Here is a 15,094-nt window from a genome sequence, read left to right as displayed (position 1 = left end):
TATGAGTGATAATCTGGGCTGATGGCCATCAACGAGGAGCATGGTTTTTTTCTTGCAGATCAAATTGCCTTGTGTTTATGTTCAGATATGATATAAATTGCCTTGTGTTTTAAAATATTTCTGATTTTATTCTATCCTGACAAGGCAACATGTTTCGATTTATTGATAACGATCTCCGGCGCTGGCAGGAGAGTTCACGTCGCAAGCCTCTTATTCTGCGAGGTGCCCGTCAGGTTGGCAAAACCTGGTCACTCAGGGAGTTTGGAAAAAATTGCTTTGAATCGATTGCCCTTGTTGATCTTGAGCGAAATAAGACTCTGCGCCAACTTTTCGATGGCGACCTGAAGGCAACACGCATCACTGCGGACCTTGAAGTCCTCCTTCAGCAAAAGATCACGCCGGGAAAAACGCTGCTTTTTTTTGATGAGATTCAGGCCTGCCCCCGTGCCATAAACGCCCTGCGCTATTTTTATGAGGAGATGCCGGAACTGCATGTTGTAGCCGCCGGTTCGCTCCTTGAGTTTGCGCTTGAAGAGAGCTCTTTTCCTGTCGGCAGGGTTCAGTTTCTCAATCTCAATCCGCTCTGTTTTGCTGAATATCTGGAGGCAATCGGCAATGCTCCTGCAGCAAAAGCGGTGCTGGGTAATCCGGCAGACATATCGCCTGCAGTTCATGAGCTTCTGCGTGAGGAGTTGAAACGCTACTTCTTTATCGGGGGAATGCCGGAAGCTGTCAAGGCATACCTTAATAACCACTCTTTGCGTGATGCCTTTGAGGTACAAAAAGAGATTGCTGAGTCATACAGGATGGGCTTTGCAAAATATACTCCAAAGGTTGACCGCTTCTCTCTTGATTCGGTTTTTACCTCCCTGCCACAGCATATCGGAAAACAGATCAAATATGCCCGCCTTGGTGAGGGGTTCAGCAGCCTGGTATTAAAAAAAGCATTTGATGCCCTGTGCCTGGCTCAGGTAGCTCGAAGGGTTCCTTCGGTCGATCCGTCGGGGCTTCCGTTGGGAGCAACGGCCTCTGCAAAATTATTCAAGGCGCTCATGCTCGATATTGGATTGTTGCGTTACCTCTCCGGTATGCCGAATGATATTGAGTATGCAAAAAGCGATCTGCTCGCCATCTATCGGGGTGCTATGGCAGAGCAGTTTGTCGGACAAGAGATGCTGGTCTCCCAGCAGGGAGGACTTTACTACTGGGATCGACAGGCTAAAAGTAGTTCGGCTGAAGTTGACTATCTGGCTGTGCTGGCCGGAAAGATTCATCCGGTTGAGGTAAAAAGCGGAGCAACCGGCAGTTTGAGAAGCCTGCATCTTTTTCTTGCGTCTTTTCCGGAGTGTGGCAAAGCACTGGTCTTTTCCGACCGTCCGTTTGCAGATCTTCCGGAGCAGAAGATCACCTTCATGCCCATCTACAGCGCGTTTGCCGCCACAAGAAGCGGGTAAGCTGCATTCCTTAATACAGAATGTACGGGACGGTATTCATTCGATTCAGTTCCGCCATTTCAGAAAAGGATAGCAATACGGCTTGAGATCGGATTGTCATAACAAAATGCAGCAAGGGTAGCCGGTAGTACAGTGTCTCGTGCTGAAGGGGTTAGGGCTTGTTATTGCCACCCGCCTCCGAGGGCTTTGTAGAGGTCGATCATGTTGGCAAGCGTCTGTTGATGGATCAGAATTTCGTTCTGCTGAGCCTCGAAGAGGGATCGTTGGGCATCAAGCAGGGCGAAATAGCTGTCGATGCCATGCTCGTATCGCGCTTTCGTGATGGTCGAGGTTTGATCGCTCTCTTTGAGCAGCGCTCGCTGGGCCCGCAGTTGTTCGGTCCAGGTTGCACGGGCGACCAGTGCATCGGCTACCTCGCGGAACGCCGTCTGGATAGCTTTTTCGTATCGGGCGAGGGCAATGTCCCGGTTGGTTTCAGCGAGTTTGAGGTTGGAGCGTAACCTGCCTCCCTGAAATATCGGGAGCGTTACCTGTGGGGCGAAGCTCCAGAGAGCGCTTGAATTGGTCACGAAGAGATCTGACAAGTTGGCGCTGGCGAACCCTGCGGAACCGGTAAGGCTTATGCTGGGGAAAAATGAAGCCCGTGCAGCACCGATGTTGGCGTTTTCAGCTTTCAGTGAGAATTCCGCCTGCCTTATGTCCGGCCTGTCAAGCAGGACGACGGAGGGAATGCCGACGGGGAGTGTGTTTAGTATCTGGAGATCAGCCAGCGGTTGGGGTTCGAGCAGTTTCGGATCAATCTCCTTTCCGACGAGCAGGGTGAGGGCGTTCTTGCTTTGTTCAACCTGACGCTGATATTGTGCACGGTTGACTCTGGCCGATTCGACCAGGGTTGCGGCCTGTGCTACATCGAGCCGGGACTTTGCCCCGAGATCGAAGCTGCGTTTGATGAGATCGAACCCATCCAGCCTTGTTTTGAGGGTGTTTTCGGTCAGTCGCAGCAGTTCGACATCGGCAAGATAGGTGAGATAGGCGTTGGCAACTTCAGCGACAAGGCTTGTCTGGGCAGCTTTGCGGCCCTCTTCGGTAGCGAGATACTGGTTTATTGCGCGATTGCTGAGGCTGCGTACACGCCCGAAAAGATCCAGTTCATAAGCCGTCGTTCCGATGCCAGCGGTATATGTTGTGGTGATTTCCGCTTGTCCGGTGCCACTCCTGCTTTCCTGACGGGTGAAGCTTCCCGAGGCGTTAATTGATGGCAGGAGATCCGAACGCTGGATGCGATAAGTGTGGCGGGCCGCCTCGATGTTGAGGGTGGCTATCCTCAGGTCGCGGTTGTTCGTAAGGGATTCTTCGATTAAGCGTTGCAGTTTTGGCGACCTGAACATGCTTCGCCATCCGATATCGGTGGTACGCGGCTGCTCGCCGGATTGCGGCGCAGTGGAGGCCGTCGTCCCGATTCCGGAAGCCACCGGCCACTTCGAGGTGACGGGCGCTGTCGGGCGCACATAAGTTGGCGCAATCGAACAGGCAGTAAGGGTGGTTGCTGCCAGGAAAAAAGGAAGCAGCAGTTTAGTGTTCATGATTCGATCCCTTGTCGTTTTGGTTTTCTGCTGTGTCGGTTACCGTTTTTCGGGCAAACCGCGATTGCACGAGAATGAAGAAGAGGGGCACAAAGAAGATCGTCAGCAGTGTACCCGACAACATTCCTCCGATCACGCCGATGCCGATGGCGTGCTGGCTTGCCGATCCTGCTCCGGATGAGAATGCGAGTGGTGTGACGCCAAGGATGAATGCCATTGAGGTCATGACGATCGGTCGAAGTCGCTGGCTTGCTGCCGAGAGAACGGCCTCTTTCAGGTTTATACCGCTTTCGTAGAGGGTTTTGGCGAACTCCACGATAAGGATGGCATTTTTCGCCGTCAGGCCAACGGTTGTTAACAGGCCGACCTTGAAGTAGACGTCGTTTGAAAGACCTGCGAGGAATGTCGCCAGAACGGTGCCCAGAACTCCGAGCGGGACTACCAGCATGACGGCCATCGGTACGCTCCAGCTTTCGTAAAGGGCGGCCAGGCAAAGAAAGACGAAAAGCAAAGAGAGCGTGTAGAGCAGCAGCGTTTGCTGACCGGCAGCACGTTCTTCGTAGGAGAGGCCGGTCCATTCGATACCGAAACCTTCAGGGAGTTTTCCCGCCAGTGTCGCCATGATGGCCATGGCATCTCCCGAGCTGACGCCGGGTGCCGGTGATCCCTGGATATTGACCGATGATATACCGTTGAACCGTTCGAGTTTGGGTGAACCAAAGCTCCAGCGTCCGGTGGAAAATGATGAGAAGGGCACCATATCACCATTCGAGTTGCGGACGTGCCAGATATCAACATCCGCCGGGTTCATGCGGTATGGTGCGTCTCCCTGCATGAACACTTTTTTGATGCGGCCCTCATGCACGAAATCGTTCACATAGCTTGAACCCCAGGCGGTTTGCAGTGTTGAGTTGATGTCGGCGATTGATACTCCGAAGGCGCTTGCCTTTTCGTGGTCGATATCGATCTTGAATTGCGGTACATCTTCAAGGCCATTGGGACGCACGCTGCTCAGGGAGGGGTTTTGCGAAGCCATTCCAAGCAGCTGGTTTCGGGCGGCCATAAGAGCCTCATGGCCCTTGCCTGTCCGGTCAACAAGCTGAAGGTCGAAACCCGAAGCGTTGCCAAGCTCCATGACAGCGGGCGGGTAAAACGCAAAGATCATGGCATCCTTCACGCTCGACATGGCACCCATGGTTCTTCCCGCGATGGAGGCAACATCCTGCCCCTTATTCTTGCGTTTGGACCAATCCTTGAGCTGGACAAAACCCATGGCCGAGTTCTGGCCCTGGCCCGCGAAACTGAAACCGGTCACGCTGAAGACGCTTTCGATGTTCTCTTTTTCCTGATTGAGGAGGTACCGTTCCATCGTTTTCACGCTTTCGAGCGTCCGCTCCTTGGTTGCTCCGGATGGAGTGGAAAGCTGAACGAAGAGAAACCCCTGATCTTCATCCGGCAGGAACGAGGTCGGGATGCGCGCGAGGACGATGCCAAGCAGCACCAGAACCAGCATGAAGGCGAGCAGCGAGCGGTTAACACTGCCCGTCATGACACGGGCTCCGTCTACATAGCGTTTTCTGTTGCGGTTGAACACACCGTTGAACCAGGCGAAAAAGCGCCCTGAGGGGCCAGTGCCGTAGAGATGTCCATCCGCTCTGACCGGCTTGAGGAGGCTTGCGCAGAGTGCCGGTGTCAGGATCAGCGCCACCAGGACCGAGAGCAGCATCGCCGAGACGATGGTGATCGAGAACTGACGGTAGATTGTTCCCGTGGAGCCTTTGAAGAAGGCCATCGGCACGAATACGGCCGAGAGCACAAGGGCGATGCCGATCAGCGCACTGGAGATCTGCTTCATGGATTTTCTTGTCGCCTCCAGCGGGGAGAGTCGCTCCTCTTCCATGATTCGTTCGACGTTCTCGACCACAACAATGGCATCATCGACCAGCAGTCCGATGGCCAGAACCATGGCGAACATGCTGAGGGTGTTGATGGAGAAGCCGAAGACCGACATCACCCCGAAGGTACCGAGCAGTACGACTGGAACCGCGATGGTGGGGACCAGCGTGGCCCGGAAGTTCTGGAGAAACAGGAACATGACCAGGAAGACGAGGATGACCGCCTCAATCAGGGTATGGACAACCCCTTCGATTGATGTCTTGACGAATGGCGAGGTGTCGAACGGGAAGACAATCTGTACGCCCGGCGGGAGCAGTGGCTTAAGGGAACTCATTTTCGCTTTGACCAGATTGGCGGTGTTCAGGGCGTTTGCCCCGGTCGCCAGGGTGATGGCCATGCCTGCAGCCGGTTTGCCGTTGAAGCGCGTGGTCATATCGTAGTTTTGCACGCCGAGTTCGACGCGGGCGACATCCCTGAGGCGGAGCTGCGAACCGTCGGTATTGACCTTAAGCATGATCTTTTCGAAATCACTGACACTTTTCAGGCGTGACTGCGCTGTAATGGTGGCGTTCAACTGCTGGCCCGGAACTGACGGCGTTCCTCCAAGCTGGCCGGTGGAGACATCGGCATTCTGTGCCGCAATAGCGGCCTGTACCTCGGTGGTGGTGAGGTTGAAACTCGCCATGCGGTGGGGATCAAGCCAGATACGCATCGAATAGGGCTGCCCGAATACCTGGATGTTGCCGACACCGGGTACCCGACTCAGCGGATCGAGGAGCTTCGAGTTGATGAAATCGTTCATCGCATATTCATCGACCCTGGAGTCATCCGAATAGACACCCACAACCATCAGGAACCCGGTATCTCCCTTGGTGACCCTGATGCCCTGCTGCTGCACCTGTTGAGGCAGGTTTGACATGATCGACTGCAACTTGTTCTGTACCTGCACCTGGGCAATATCGGGGTTGGCTTCGGGTTCGAAGGTCACGGTGATGCTGACGTTGCCGTTCGAATCGCTTCCTGCGCTGAAGTAACGGAGATGGTCGATACCGGTGAGCGCCTGTTCGATGACCTGCGTAACACTGTTTTCAACCGCTTCGGCAGATGCACCGGGATAGGAGGCGTTGATGTTGATGGTTGGTGCCGCGATGCGCGGATATTGCTCGACCGGCAGGGTATTGATGGCGATGATGCCGCCGAGCATGATACAGATGGAGATGACCCAGGCAAAGACTGGACGCTCAATAAAAAATCCGGACATGGTATTGGTGCGTTGAAATGTATTGGATTATCTCGCCGGTAGGGGTGCCCGTCCGGCTTCGACGGTTTTGACCGCCATGCCGGGCTGGATTTTCATGATGCCTTCGTACACGACCTTCTCGCCAGCTTTCAGTCCGCTGCTTACGAGCCACCGGTCACCGACAACCTCCGTAACGATTATCGGGCGCGGGTTTGCTTTGCCATTCGCTCCCACAACCCAGACCGAAACCGACCCGTCCGCATTTCTGCTGACCGATTTTTGCGGCACAAGGATGGCTCGCTCGTCTCTCCACTCTTCAAGACGTGCATGGACGAACATGCCGGGGAGGATTTCATGGCCGGGGTTGTTGAACAGTATTCTCAACAGCACGGTACCTGTGCTCGGGTTGACCGTTACATCCGAGAACTGCAACGTGCCGGGCTCTCCTTTGGGTTTTCCATCCACCAGAAGCTGGACAGGAGCGCTCCCTGCACCTGAATCGCCCGCCTGGCCCTGATGGCGCTGGCGAAGTTGCATCAACTCCGCGCTCGACCGGGAAACATCCACGTAGATCCGGTCGAGCTGCTGCACCACAGCAAGGGGGCTCTGCTGATTGGCATTGACCAGAGCCCCCTCGGTTACCTTTGATTGGCCGATTCGCCCGGAAATCGGAGAGATGACCCTGGTGTAGTCGAGGTTGATACCGGCTGAGGAAACTTCGGATCTGGCTATGGCGACATCTGCCCTGGCCTGGGCAAGGCTCGCTTTCGCATCGTCGAACTCCTGCCTGCTGACAGCACCGATTTTGACCAGCTCTTCGTACCGGCCGGCTTTGGCCTGGGCCGATTTTACGTTGGCCTCGGCTTTGCTGAGGTTGGCTTTTGCACTGTTACAGGCTGCCTTGTAGGTCGCGGGGTCAATCTGATAGAGTTGCTGACCCTGTTTAACAAGGCTTCCTTCCTCGAAGAAGCGCTTCGTAACAATACCGCTGACCTGTGGACGGATCTCGGCTATACGGAATGCAGAGGTACGGCCCGGCAGCTCTTTTGTCAATACCAGAGGTTCGGGTTTCATGGTCACAACACTGACCTCCGGTTTCATGCCCGAATCCTGAAGGTGGTCTGACGATCCCTTCGGCCACAGGTACCAGCCTGCAATCAGGGTGACAAGCAAACCGGCGATGATATACGACCTTTTCATGATTGATAACTTATCCTTTTTGTGAATTTGGTGTGGTTGCCGGATGGTTTTCAGGATAACCGATATACATGTTCCGGATCTGTTCGAGGAACGGCAGACGCTCCTCGTCGCTTCTCTGGACAAGGCCGAACCACTCGTTGCAATTGAAGCCGATAAAGGCGTAATAGGCCATGCGGGCCGCTTCAGGCTTCGCTCCGCTGTCCATGGCAGACAAGTCGCGTTCTATCCACTTCAGCATCCGCTGCCTGAGCGACTCTTCGCTCGACATGGACGATGTGATGGCCATGGCGACAGCGCGTTCCGTAGCATCCAGGGCACGCTCGGCCATTTTGATACGTGCGAAAAGTTCGGGGTGAGGGGTATCGGCGCACTCGACGAGCAGCGACTGGATGCGTGCCGTATCGCGCTCAAACTGCCGGTCGATCAGAGCTTCGAGCAGCGCGGTCTTGGATTTATAGTCGTAGACCACCCTTGATTTGCTGATTCCTGCCTCCTGAGCCACAGCATCGATGGAGAGGTGGGATGCACCATGCTTGACAACAACCCGCTCGATTGCGTCAAGTATTTCTGCGTCGGTGACTTTTTTCGGTCTTGACATAATGTATTATCCTTGACCGAATTTAAGAACGACCGTTCTTTTATGCAAATGTTTTCGGTGATTTTTATAGAGGAAGAGAGTTGGTGACGTTGTTTTGCAAGCGCCGGAGCTTTACCATAGCAAACATGTGCGTGGAAGAGTTTTAACCGCGAAATACTCGAAACCACACGAAAGAAGAGATTTATTCCGGTGAAATTGGAGAGATTTCTTCGGTTGGCACTCTCCCGTAAAAGCTTGAACATGATAGAGCTGAGTCAGCAGGATTGAGATTTTTTCATGCAGCACAACGGGGGGAAAGTGATGATTCCTGAGAAATTAACGGAAATATTAAAGCATGACGGAGTGGTTGCGATTGCAACTCTTGGGCAGAATGGACCGCACATGGTCAATACCTGGAACAGTTACATACGCATTACCGATGCAGAGCGCATCCTGATTCCTGTCGGCTATATGCAGCTTACGGAAGCGAACATTGCGTTTAACAATCAGGTGCTGATTACACTCGGCAGCCGCAAGGTCGCCGGAAATATGGGACCCGGTGCAGGCTTTCTGATCAAGGGCACGGCGTGCATCGAAACCTCGGGCGCAGATTTTGATGTCATCAAGACAAAATTTGCCTGGGCACGTGCTGTTATGGCCGTAACCGCCAGCTCCATTGAGCAGACCTTGCAGGACACCGCAACAAATCTCATCTGCCTGCGCGGACGGAGCCCCGTCCGCCTTGCGCTTAACCCGCTCACGACAATGTATAGATACTTCTATCAATAAATGCATTTACTAATTCGTCAAATATTGATAAAAATATCTATATTTGTTCTTTATATCGTCACTGGTTACGATATATGATATAAGGAAAAACGGGGATTCGTGATGAAGGTTGAAGGCTTGTTGAGTGATGAAGCGATTTTGGGAGAGCTGGGCGGACGATTGGCACAGCGTCGGCTGGAGCTTCAGCTTACCCAGGAGATGCTTGCGGAGCAGGCGGGCGTATCGAAGCGGACCGTGGAGCGTGTCGAGGCAGGAGCTACGGCGCAGATGTCGACTATGATCCGGATTCTTCGGGTATTGGCGCTGCTTGATCGGCTGGAAACATTGGTGCCCGAGTCCGGAGCGCGTCCGATGGATCTGCTCCGGCTGAAAGGCAAGGTGCGAAAGCGAGCCACAGGCAGGAGAAAACCAACCGATGAAGAGCCCTGGACGTGGGGTGACGAAGCATGAGCACGATGGCAATGGTAAATCTGTGGGGACGCACGATCGGTGCGGTGTCGCTGGATGGCAATGCTGCGGCCGCTTCCTTTGAATATGATCCCGCTTTCATCAGCAGCGGTATTGAGGTAGCCCCGCTGATGATGCCTCTATCAGGGAGGATCTACTCCTTCCCGTCGCTGAATCCGGAAACCTTCCATGCTCTTCCGGGGCTTTTGGCGGATTCACTGCCGGATCGGTTTGGCAGTGCGTTGATTGATGCCTGGCTTACCCGGTCCGGGCGTATGCCGGAGTCGTTCAATGCGGTGGAGCGCCTCTGTTACATCGGTTCGCGCGGCATGGGTGCGCTGGAGTATGCTCCGGCAATCCGATTGGGTGCACCCGCATCTTCCCGAGTTGAGGTTGACAAGCTGGTAGCGTTGGCGTCGGAAATATTGACCCATCAGAGCAACCAGCAGGGGTGGATGCATGAGGAGGGAGAGAAAACGGAACTTCCTGATATTTTGCGGGTCGGCACTTCGGCCGGCGGTGCGCGGGCCAAGGCGGTGATTGCCTGGAATCCGAAAACCAACGAAGTCCGTTCAGGTCAGGTGCGGGCTGGCAGTGGATTTGAGTACTGGCTGATGAAGTTCGACGGTGTCAGCGGTAACAGGGATAAGGAGCAGGAAGAGCCGAAGGGATACGGCGCAATCGAGTATGCCTATTACAGGATGGCGGTGGATGCGGGAGTTACCATGACTCCGTGCTGCCTCTTCGAGGAGAATGGGCGTCGCCATTTCATGACGAAGCGGTTCGACAGACTGGAAGGCGGAGGCAAGCTGCACATGCAGTCGCTTTGCGGCATGGCGCATTATGATTTCAATCAGGCGGGAGCATACGGCTACGAGCAGGCTTTGCAGGTAATCCGCCGACTGGAACTGCCGATGGCTGCCATTGAGGAGCAGTTCCGGCGGATGGTTTTCAATATTGTGGCCCGTAATCAGGATGACCACGTAAAGAATATTGCCTTCCTGATGGACAAGAGTGGAAAGTGGTCGCTCTCACCCGCTTTCGACATGACCTACAGCTATCAGCCGGGCGGTAAATGGACATCAACTCATCAAATGACGTTGCAGGGCAAGCGGAATGGCTTTACCCTGGCGGATTTCAGGGCGTGCGCAAAGAGCGCATCCATGAAGCGCGGGCGTGCGGAAACCATCATTGCTGAAGTACGGAACGTTGTCGCCCGATGGAGGGAGTATGCTGAGGAGTCGCGCGTGAGCCCTCCGCAACGGGATACAATAGAGGCGGCCCTGAGAGTAAAGCCCTTTACATAAACCCGAATATTAAAATTGCCTTGTATTTGTGTGCCAGAACAGCATAAAAAGCCTTGTGTTTTTGCATCAAAAGAGCACAAACTGCCTTGTCTTTTTCAATCAGTTTACCGGTTGACAACCTCGATTTTGACTTTGGCGGTACCCTTGTCATAAAATCCAAGCCTTTTTGCCGCTTCGGCACTCAGATCGATAATCCGGTTATCGACAAAGGGTCCCCGGTCGTTGACCCTGACTACAATAGAAGCATTGGTTTCAAGGTTGGTTACCTTTACCAGGGCAGGCAGGGGAAGATATTTGTGTGCGGCACTTGGTTTTGAGGGATCAAAAATTTCGCCGTATGCGGTCGGCTGTCCGTTATGCTGCTTCAGGGTTTCATGACCATACCATGAAGCCAAACCAGTCTCCTCATAGGAATTAGCCTCTTCATAGCTCATTGGCACATAGACCTTGCCGTTGATGACGTAGGGGGTGTTTTTCAGTTTTCCTGTCCGGTAGGCCTCTTCAGGTGAAATTCCACCTATATATGAGGATCGGGAAGAGGTACATGAACTGAGTGCCAGAGGCAGCAGCAGGCATCCGGCCAGAAATAATTTGCGCATCGAATCGTACATGGATGTAAGCTTTTGGGTGCCTTTTTATTTTAATAAATGTCAATTTACGCTTATTCTTCCTCTATTAACACTATTTTTAACTTTCCGGTATTGAGCCTTGAGGGTTTTGCTGTTGGAAAGAGAGAATTTACCCCGTGTGAACATGGTTGCAGAACCTGAGGCCCGCAGTCCTTTCGGCGTTTTAATCATACATGGTTTTACCGCAACGCTTGAGAGTGTGGAGGCGTTGCGCAAGCCCTTGCAGGAAATGGGCATTCCTGTCTCCATACCGTTGCTTGCCGGTCATGGTGCCCCGTCACCCGATGCACTTCATGGAGTAGGATGGGAGGCTTGGCTTAAGGATGCAGAGCTGGCGTTTCGGGATTTCTCACTGGAGGTGGAGCGGGTTATCGTGATCGGGCACAGTATGGGTGCACTGCTTGCCCTTAATCTTGCTGTACGCCACCCGAAACAGGTTGATTCTCTTATCCTTGCAACACCGGCACTCAGGCTTGTCTCTCTGTTTGCACCGGGCAGGCCACTCCATTTTGCGGCCCCGTTGGTCAGCATGATTATCAAAAAGTGGGATCTGAAAAGTGATTTGCAGGAGCTGCGGCCCCGGTGCCAGGCTCCCCATTACGCCTGGGTTCCGACCGAAGCGATTCTCTCCCTGTTTGAATTGATCGAGAGAACCGAGTCACTGCTGGATCGGGTCAATGTGCCTTTCATGATTCTGCATAACCGAAAGGAGGCAACCGTGCTTCCCCAGAGCGCAACCATGCTCTGCAACCGGGTATCGACGGCTTCTGTTGAACGCTCAATTGTCTGGTTTGAGTGTTCCGGACACCAGATTTTCTGTGATTGTGAACGGGATAAAGCGGTTCGGACTATCATGACGTATGTCGCAGGCAGAACCGGTCGAAAGGAGTAAGCTTTTGAATGGCTCTTTGCGATTCATGTGCGTCAAGTTGACGAATGCAGGTTACGGTTTTATATTCCTGAACGAAGTGATCTTTATTCTCTTGCACCCAAAACACAACAGAAATGAATACGTTTATCCGCAGAGCGGTTTCCACCCTTCTCCTGCTCTTTTCAATGCTGTTTTACGCTCTGCCGCTGAAGGCGAGTGCTCCTGACAGCTCACCGGAAACCGGGAAAAAACAGGCGGTTGTGCTCAACGAACTTGGGTTCGCTTCAGGGTATGTGTGGGGTTCGCTGAATAGAAAAGCGGATAACATGACCGTGTATCCGCTCATTGCACGGGTTGGATTCAATATGAACCGATTGCTGGGTATCGAGAGCGCAAAGAGCACCCTGCAACTGGCACTTGAGCCGCAGGTGAATCTGATTTCCGGTCCGCAGGATGGTGTTGAAGCCGGTTGCGGTATCGGTCTGCGCTATTTCCGCAAACTCGCCTCTCCGGTGGATCTTTTTTTTGAAGCAAGCTTTGCGCCCATGTTTTTAAGTGTTGATTCGATCGAGCAGGGCAAAGCCGGGTTTAACTTTCTTGATCATTTCGGTTCAGGCCTTCAATACCGGCTATCGGACAAAACGGCGGTTTTTGGCGGCTACCGCTGGCGTCACATCTCCCACGCAGGGCTTGTTGACCGTTCGAACATGGGCATTAACTCGAACGCCATCATAGCCGGGGTTTCATGGCTCTATTAATGGACACCTCTGTTAATTTGTTCCGCGATTCGATTGCTTCGTTGGGCGGTGCTCAAAATCCTCATGTACTCGGTGTACATTCCGGTTTCTGCGCTCCGTTCGCCTCGCACTCAAACCGCTCACGACAATTAATAGAGATGCCCTGATGTTCAGCAACGTGTTTGCTCTGAAAAAAGATCGGCATTATGCGGGTTATTGATCTCACGCATACCATAGAGCCCGGAATGGCGGTCTATCCGGGGATGCCCGGGCCTGAATTTCAGCCGATTGCCACTATTGAAAAAGAGGGCTTTGCCGAGCAGCTCATCACACTCTCCTCGCATACCGGCACCCATATCGATCTCCCCTCCCATATTCTTCCCGAAATGACAACACCCGATGTTTTTGCGGTTGAACAATTTGCCGGAAAAGGTGTCGTCATGGATGTTCACGATGCCGCCGGAGGGGTGATCAGCAAAGAGCTGCTCAAGCCGTTCTCTGCATTGATTGGTTCGTGCGAATTTCTTCTGCTCTGCTCAGGATGGAGCGACTACTGGGGCCGGCCGGATTATTTCAGAGGATATCCGGCGCTCTCGGTTGAAGCCGCACACTGGCTCACGGGTTTTGAACTGAAGGGGATCGGGGTTGATATGATCTCTGTGGATCTTCCGGATGCAGTTGATCTCCCTGTTCACAGAAAACTGCTCGGGAAAGGGATTGTGCTCATCGAGAATCTGACTGTACTGTCGTCACTTCCCGATTCTCCCTTCACTTTTTGCGCTTTTCCGCTGAAAATAGCCGGAGCTGAGGCTTCGCCGATCCGTGCGGTTGCCCTTGTTGGATAAAAGGTACCAGCAAAGATTATTTAATTGGAAGTTAATTGAGAGGGCGTTACCTTTGAGTACACAGGATTTAATCCACTGTTCTTTATCATCGCAATAACTACGGTTCGTAATTCGTACCACTACTATGCTCATGTACTCTTCGATTACCAGAAAAGTGCTTATGGCGCTTGCGGGGCTTTTTCTGGTTACCTTCCTCATCGTGCATCTCGGTATCAATCTTTTGCTGCTGAAATCCGATGGAGGCGCTGCGTTTACTGAAGCGGCAACCTTTATGGCTACCAATCCGATCATAAAGGTATTTGAAATTGTTCTTTTTGCAGGCTTTTTGCTTCACATCTTCTTCGGGATGCTGGTCTCCGGCCAGAACCGCGCTGCACGCGCGACCCGCTATGAGTGTGCCAACGCTTCGGACACCTCCTTTTTTTCAAAGTACATGTTCCACACCGGCATTATTGTACTCATCTTCCTGCTTCTTCATTTTATAGATTTCTACTTTATCAAGACAGGTCTTGTCGCCCCGCCTCCCGGCATCGAACGGCACGACTTCTATCATCGCGCACTGCTGCTCTTCTCATCGCCCTGGTACTCCCTGATCTATATTGCCGGTTTTGTTTCTCTCGGCATCCATCTCAATCATGCAATCCAGTCGGCATTTCAGACCCTTGGATGGAACCACAGCCGCTATATGGGAACAGTCAAGCTTGCAAGCACGATCTACTCGGTATGCATTGCAGCAGGATTCAGCCTTGTTCCGGTCTATCTTCTGTTCATCAAGTAAACAAGAGCAGCTAACTGTGTTATTTACCGAAAACAACACTCACTACACGTTTCAATGACACGCCTCAACGCCAGAATCCCTGAAGGGCCGGTGGCAGACAAATGGACCGCCTACAAATCGGGATGCAAGCTGGTAAACCCCAACAATAAACGCAAACTTGACATCATCGTGGTTGGTACCGGTCTTGCCGGGGCCTCTGCAGCCGCCTCTCTCGGAGAGCTTGGCTACAATGTCAAGGCATTCTGCTATCAGGATACACCGCGCCGTGCTCACAGCATCGCTGCACAGGGTGGAATCAATGCCGCAAAGAACTATGCCAACGACGGTGACAGTGCCTACCGGCTTTTTTATGACACCATTAAAGGCGGCGATTACCGGGCGCGTGAAGCCAATGTTTACCGTCTCGCTGAAGTCAGCAACCAGATTATCGACCTCTGTGTTGCCCAGGGTGTGCCTTTTGCCCGTGAGTATGGCGGGCTTCTGACCAACCGCTCTTTCGGCGGAGCCCAGGTGTCAAGAACCTTCTTTGCGAGGGGCCAGACAGGCCAGCAGTTGCTGCTCGGGGCCTATGGTGCCTTAAGCCGTCAGATTGCCGCTGGTACCGTTACGCTCTACAATCGGCGCGATATGCTTGATCTGGTGCTTGTTGACGGAAAGGCGCGGGGAATCATTACCCGGAATCTGGTTACCGGTGAGATTGAGCGCCATGCAGCACATGCGGTTGTGCTGGCAAGCGGCGGG

General features: G+C 53.2%; 13 protein-coding genes and 1 pseudogene. 9 read left to right on the top strand and 5 right to left on the bottom strand.

Going from position 1 to position 15,094, the window contains the following annotated elements; translation table 11 throughout:
- Positions 1-149: 149 nt before the first annotated feature.
- On the top strand, positions 150-1,454 hold the full coding sequence (locus tag BOO20_RS10810) for an ATP-binding protein (RefSeq protein WP_076792653.1): 1,305 nt from the start codon (positions 150-152) through the stop codon (positions 1,452-1,454).
- Positions 1,455-1,615: 161 nt separating this feature from the next.
- Here the strand turns inward: BOO20_RS10810 and BOO20_RS10805 are convergent, their stop codons facing one another.
- The 4 genes from BOO20_RS10805 to BOO20_RS10790 are packed head-to-tail and all read right to left on the bottom strand — an operon-like array spanning position 1,616 to position 7,971.
- Entirely contained in the window at positions 1,616-3,037 is a 1,422-nt protein-coding gene (locus BOO20_RS10805; protein ID WP_076792651.1) for an efflux transporter outer membrane subunit, read from the bottom strand.
- Positions 3,027-6,194, bottom strand: coding sequence for an efflux RND transporter permease subunit (locus tag BOO20_RS10800; protein ID WP_076792649.1), 3,168 nt, complete (start codon positions 6,192-6,194; stop codon positions 3,027-3,029). The genes BOO20_RS10805 and BOO20_RS10800 overlap by 11 nt, the downstream gene beginning before the upstream one ends.
- Before the next feature lie 27 nt (positions 6,195-6,221).
- Positions 6,222-7,373, bottom strand: coding sequence for an efflux RND transporter periplasmic adaptor subunit (locus tag BOO20_RS10795; RefSeq protein ID WP_076792648.1), 1,152 nt, complete (start codon positions 7,371-7,373; stop codon positions 6,222-6,224).
- A gap of 10 nt (positions 7,374-7,383) precedes the next feature.
- Positions 7,384-7,971 (bottom strand): TetR/AcrR family transcriptional regulator, encoded by a 588-nt coding sequence (locus BOO20_RS10790; RefSeq protein ID WP_076792646.1) that lies wholly within the window; start codon positions 7,969-7,971, stop codon positions 7,384-7,386.
- A 300-nt stretch (positions 7,972-8,271) separates the two neighbouring features.
- Between BOO20_RS10790 and BOO20_RS10785 the strand changes: the two are divergent.
- The 3 genes and pseudogenes from BOO20_RS10785 to BOO20_RS10775 all read left to right on the top strand — a co-directional run.
- A pseudogene (locus tag BOO20_RS10785) lies at positions 8,272-8,640 on the top strand (pyridoxamine 5'-phosphate oxidase family protein); the annotation flags it as partial.
- A 201-nt stretch (positions 8,641-8,841) separates the two neighbouring features.
- Positions 8,842-9,189, top strand: coding sequence for a helix-turn-helix transcriptional regulator (locus tag BOO20_RS10780; RefSeq protein WP_076792645.1), 348 nt, complete (start codon positions 8,842-8,844; stop codon positions 9,187-9,189).
- Positions 9,186-10,493, top strand: coding sequence for a HipA domain-containing protein (locus BOO20_RS10775; RefSeq protein ID WP_076792643.1), 1,308 nt, complete (start codon positions 9,186-9,188; stop codon positions 10,491-10,493). The genes BOO20_RS10780 and BOO20_RS10775 overlap by 4 nt, the downstream gene beginning before the upstream one ends.
- Before the next feature lie 104 nt (positions 10,494-10,597).
- Here BOO20_RS10775 and BOO20_RS10770 read toward each other — a convergent pair whose 3' ends face one another.
- On the bottom strand, positions 10,598-11,104 hold the full coding sequence (locus BOO20_RS10770; RefSeq protein ID WP_083694659.1) for a septal ring lytic transglycosylase RlpA family protein: 507 nt from the start codon (positions 11,102-11,104) through the stop codon (positions 10,598-10,600).
- 142 nt (positions 11,105-11,246) lie between these two features.
- On the opposite strand from BOO20_RS10770, the gene BOO20_RS10765 reads away from it, so the two are divergent.
- The 5 genes from BOO20_RS10765 to BOO20_RS10745 all read left to right on the top strand — a co-directional run.
- Positions 11,247-12,014 carry a carboxylesterase gene (locus BOO20_RS10765; protein WP_076792642.1) on the top strand — a complete coding sequence of 256 codons (768 nt, stop codon included), beginning with the start codon at positions 11,247-11,249 and terminating at the stop codon, positions 12,012-12,014.
- A gap of 113 nt (positions 12,015-12,127) precedes the next feature.
- The gene (locus tag BOO20_RS10760; RefSeq protein ID WP_076792640.1) at positions 12,128-12,751 is read left to right on the top strand and encodes an acyloxyacyl hydrolase; all 624 of its coding nucleotides are present in this window, start codon (positions 12,128-12,130) and stop codon (positions 12,749-12,751) included.
- A gap of 185 nt (positions 12,752-12,936) precedes the next feature.
- A complete protein-coding gene (locus BOO20_RS10755; protein ID WP_076792638.1) occupies positions 12,937-13,575 on the top strand; it encodes a cyclase family protein in 639 nt (212 codons plus the stop codon).
- A gap of 124 nt (positions 13,576-13,699) precedes the next feature.
- Entirely contained in the window at positions 13,700-14,353 is a 654-nt protein-coding gene (locus BOO20_RS10750; RefSeq protein ID WP_076792637.1) for a succinate dehydrogenase cytochrome b subunit, read from the top strand.
- A gap of 54 nt (positions 14,354-14,407) precedes the next feature.
- Positions 14,408-15,094, top strand: a 687-nt coding sequence (locus BOO20_RS10745) for an FAD-binding protein (RefSeq protein WP_144277164.1), incomplete at its 3' end; no start/stop codon positions are given.

It is taken from the genome of Chlorobium sp. KB01 (assembly GCF_001975465.1).
Taxonomy (GTDB): Bacteria; Bacteroidota; Chlorobiia; order Chlorobiales; family Chlorobiaceae; genus Chlorobium.
Note: the sequence above shows the minus strand (reverse complement) of the source record. Positions and strands in the feature narration are given on the sequence as shown.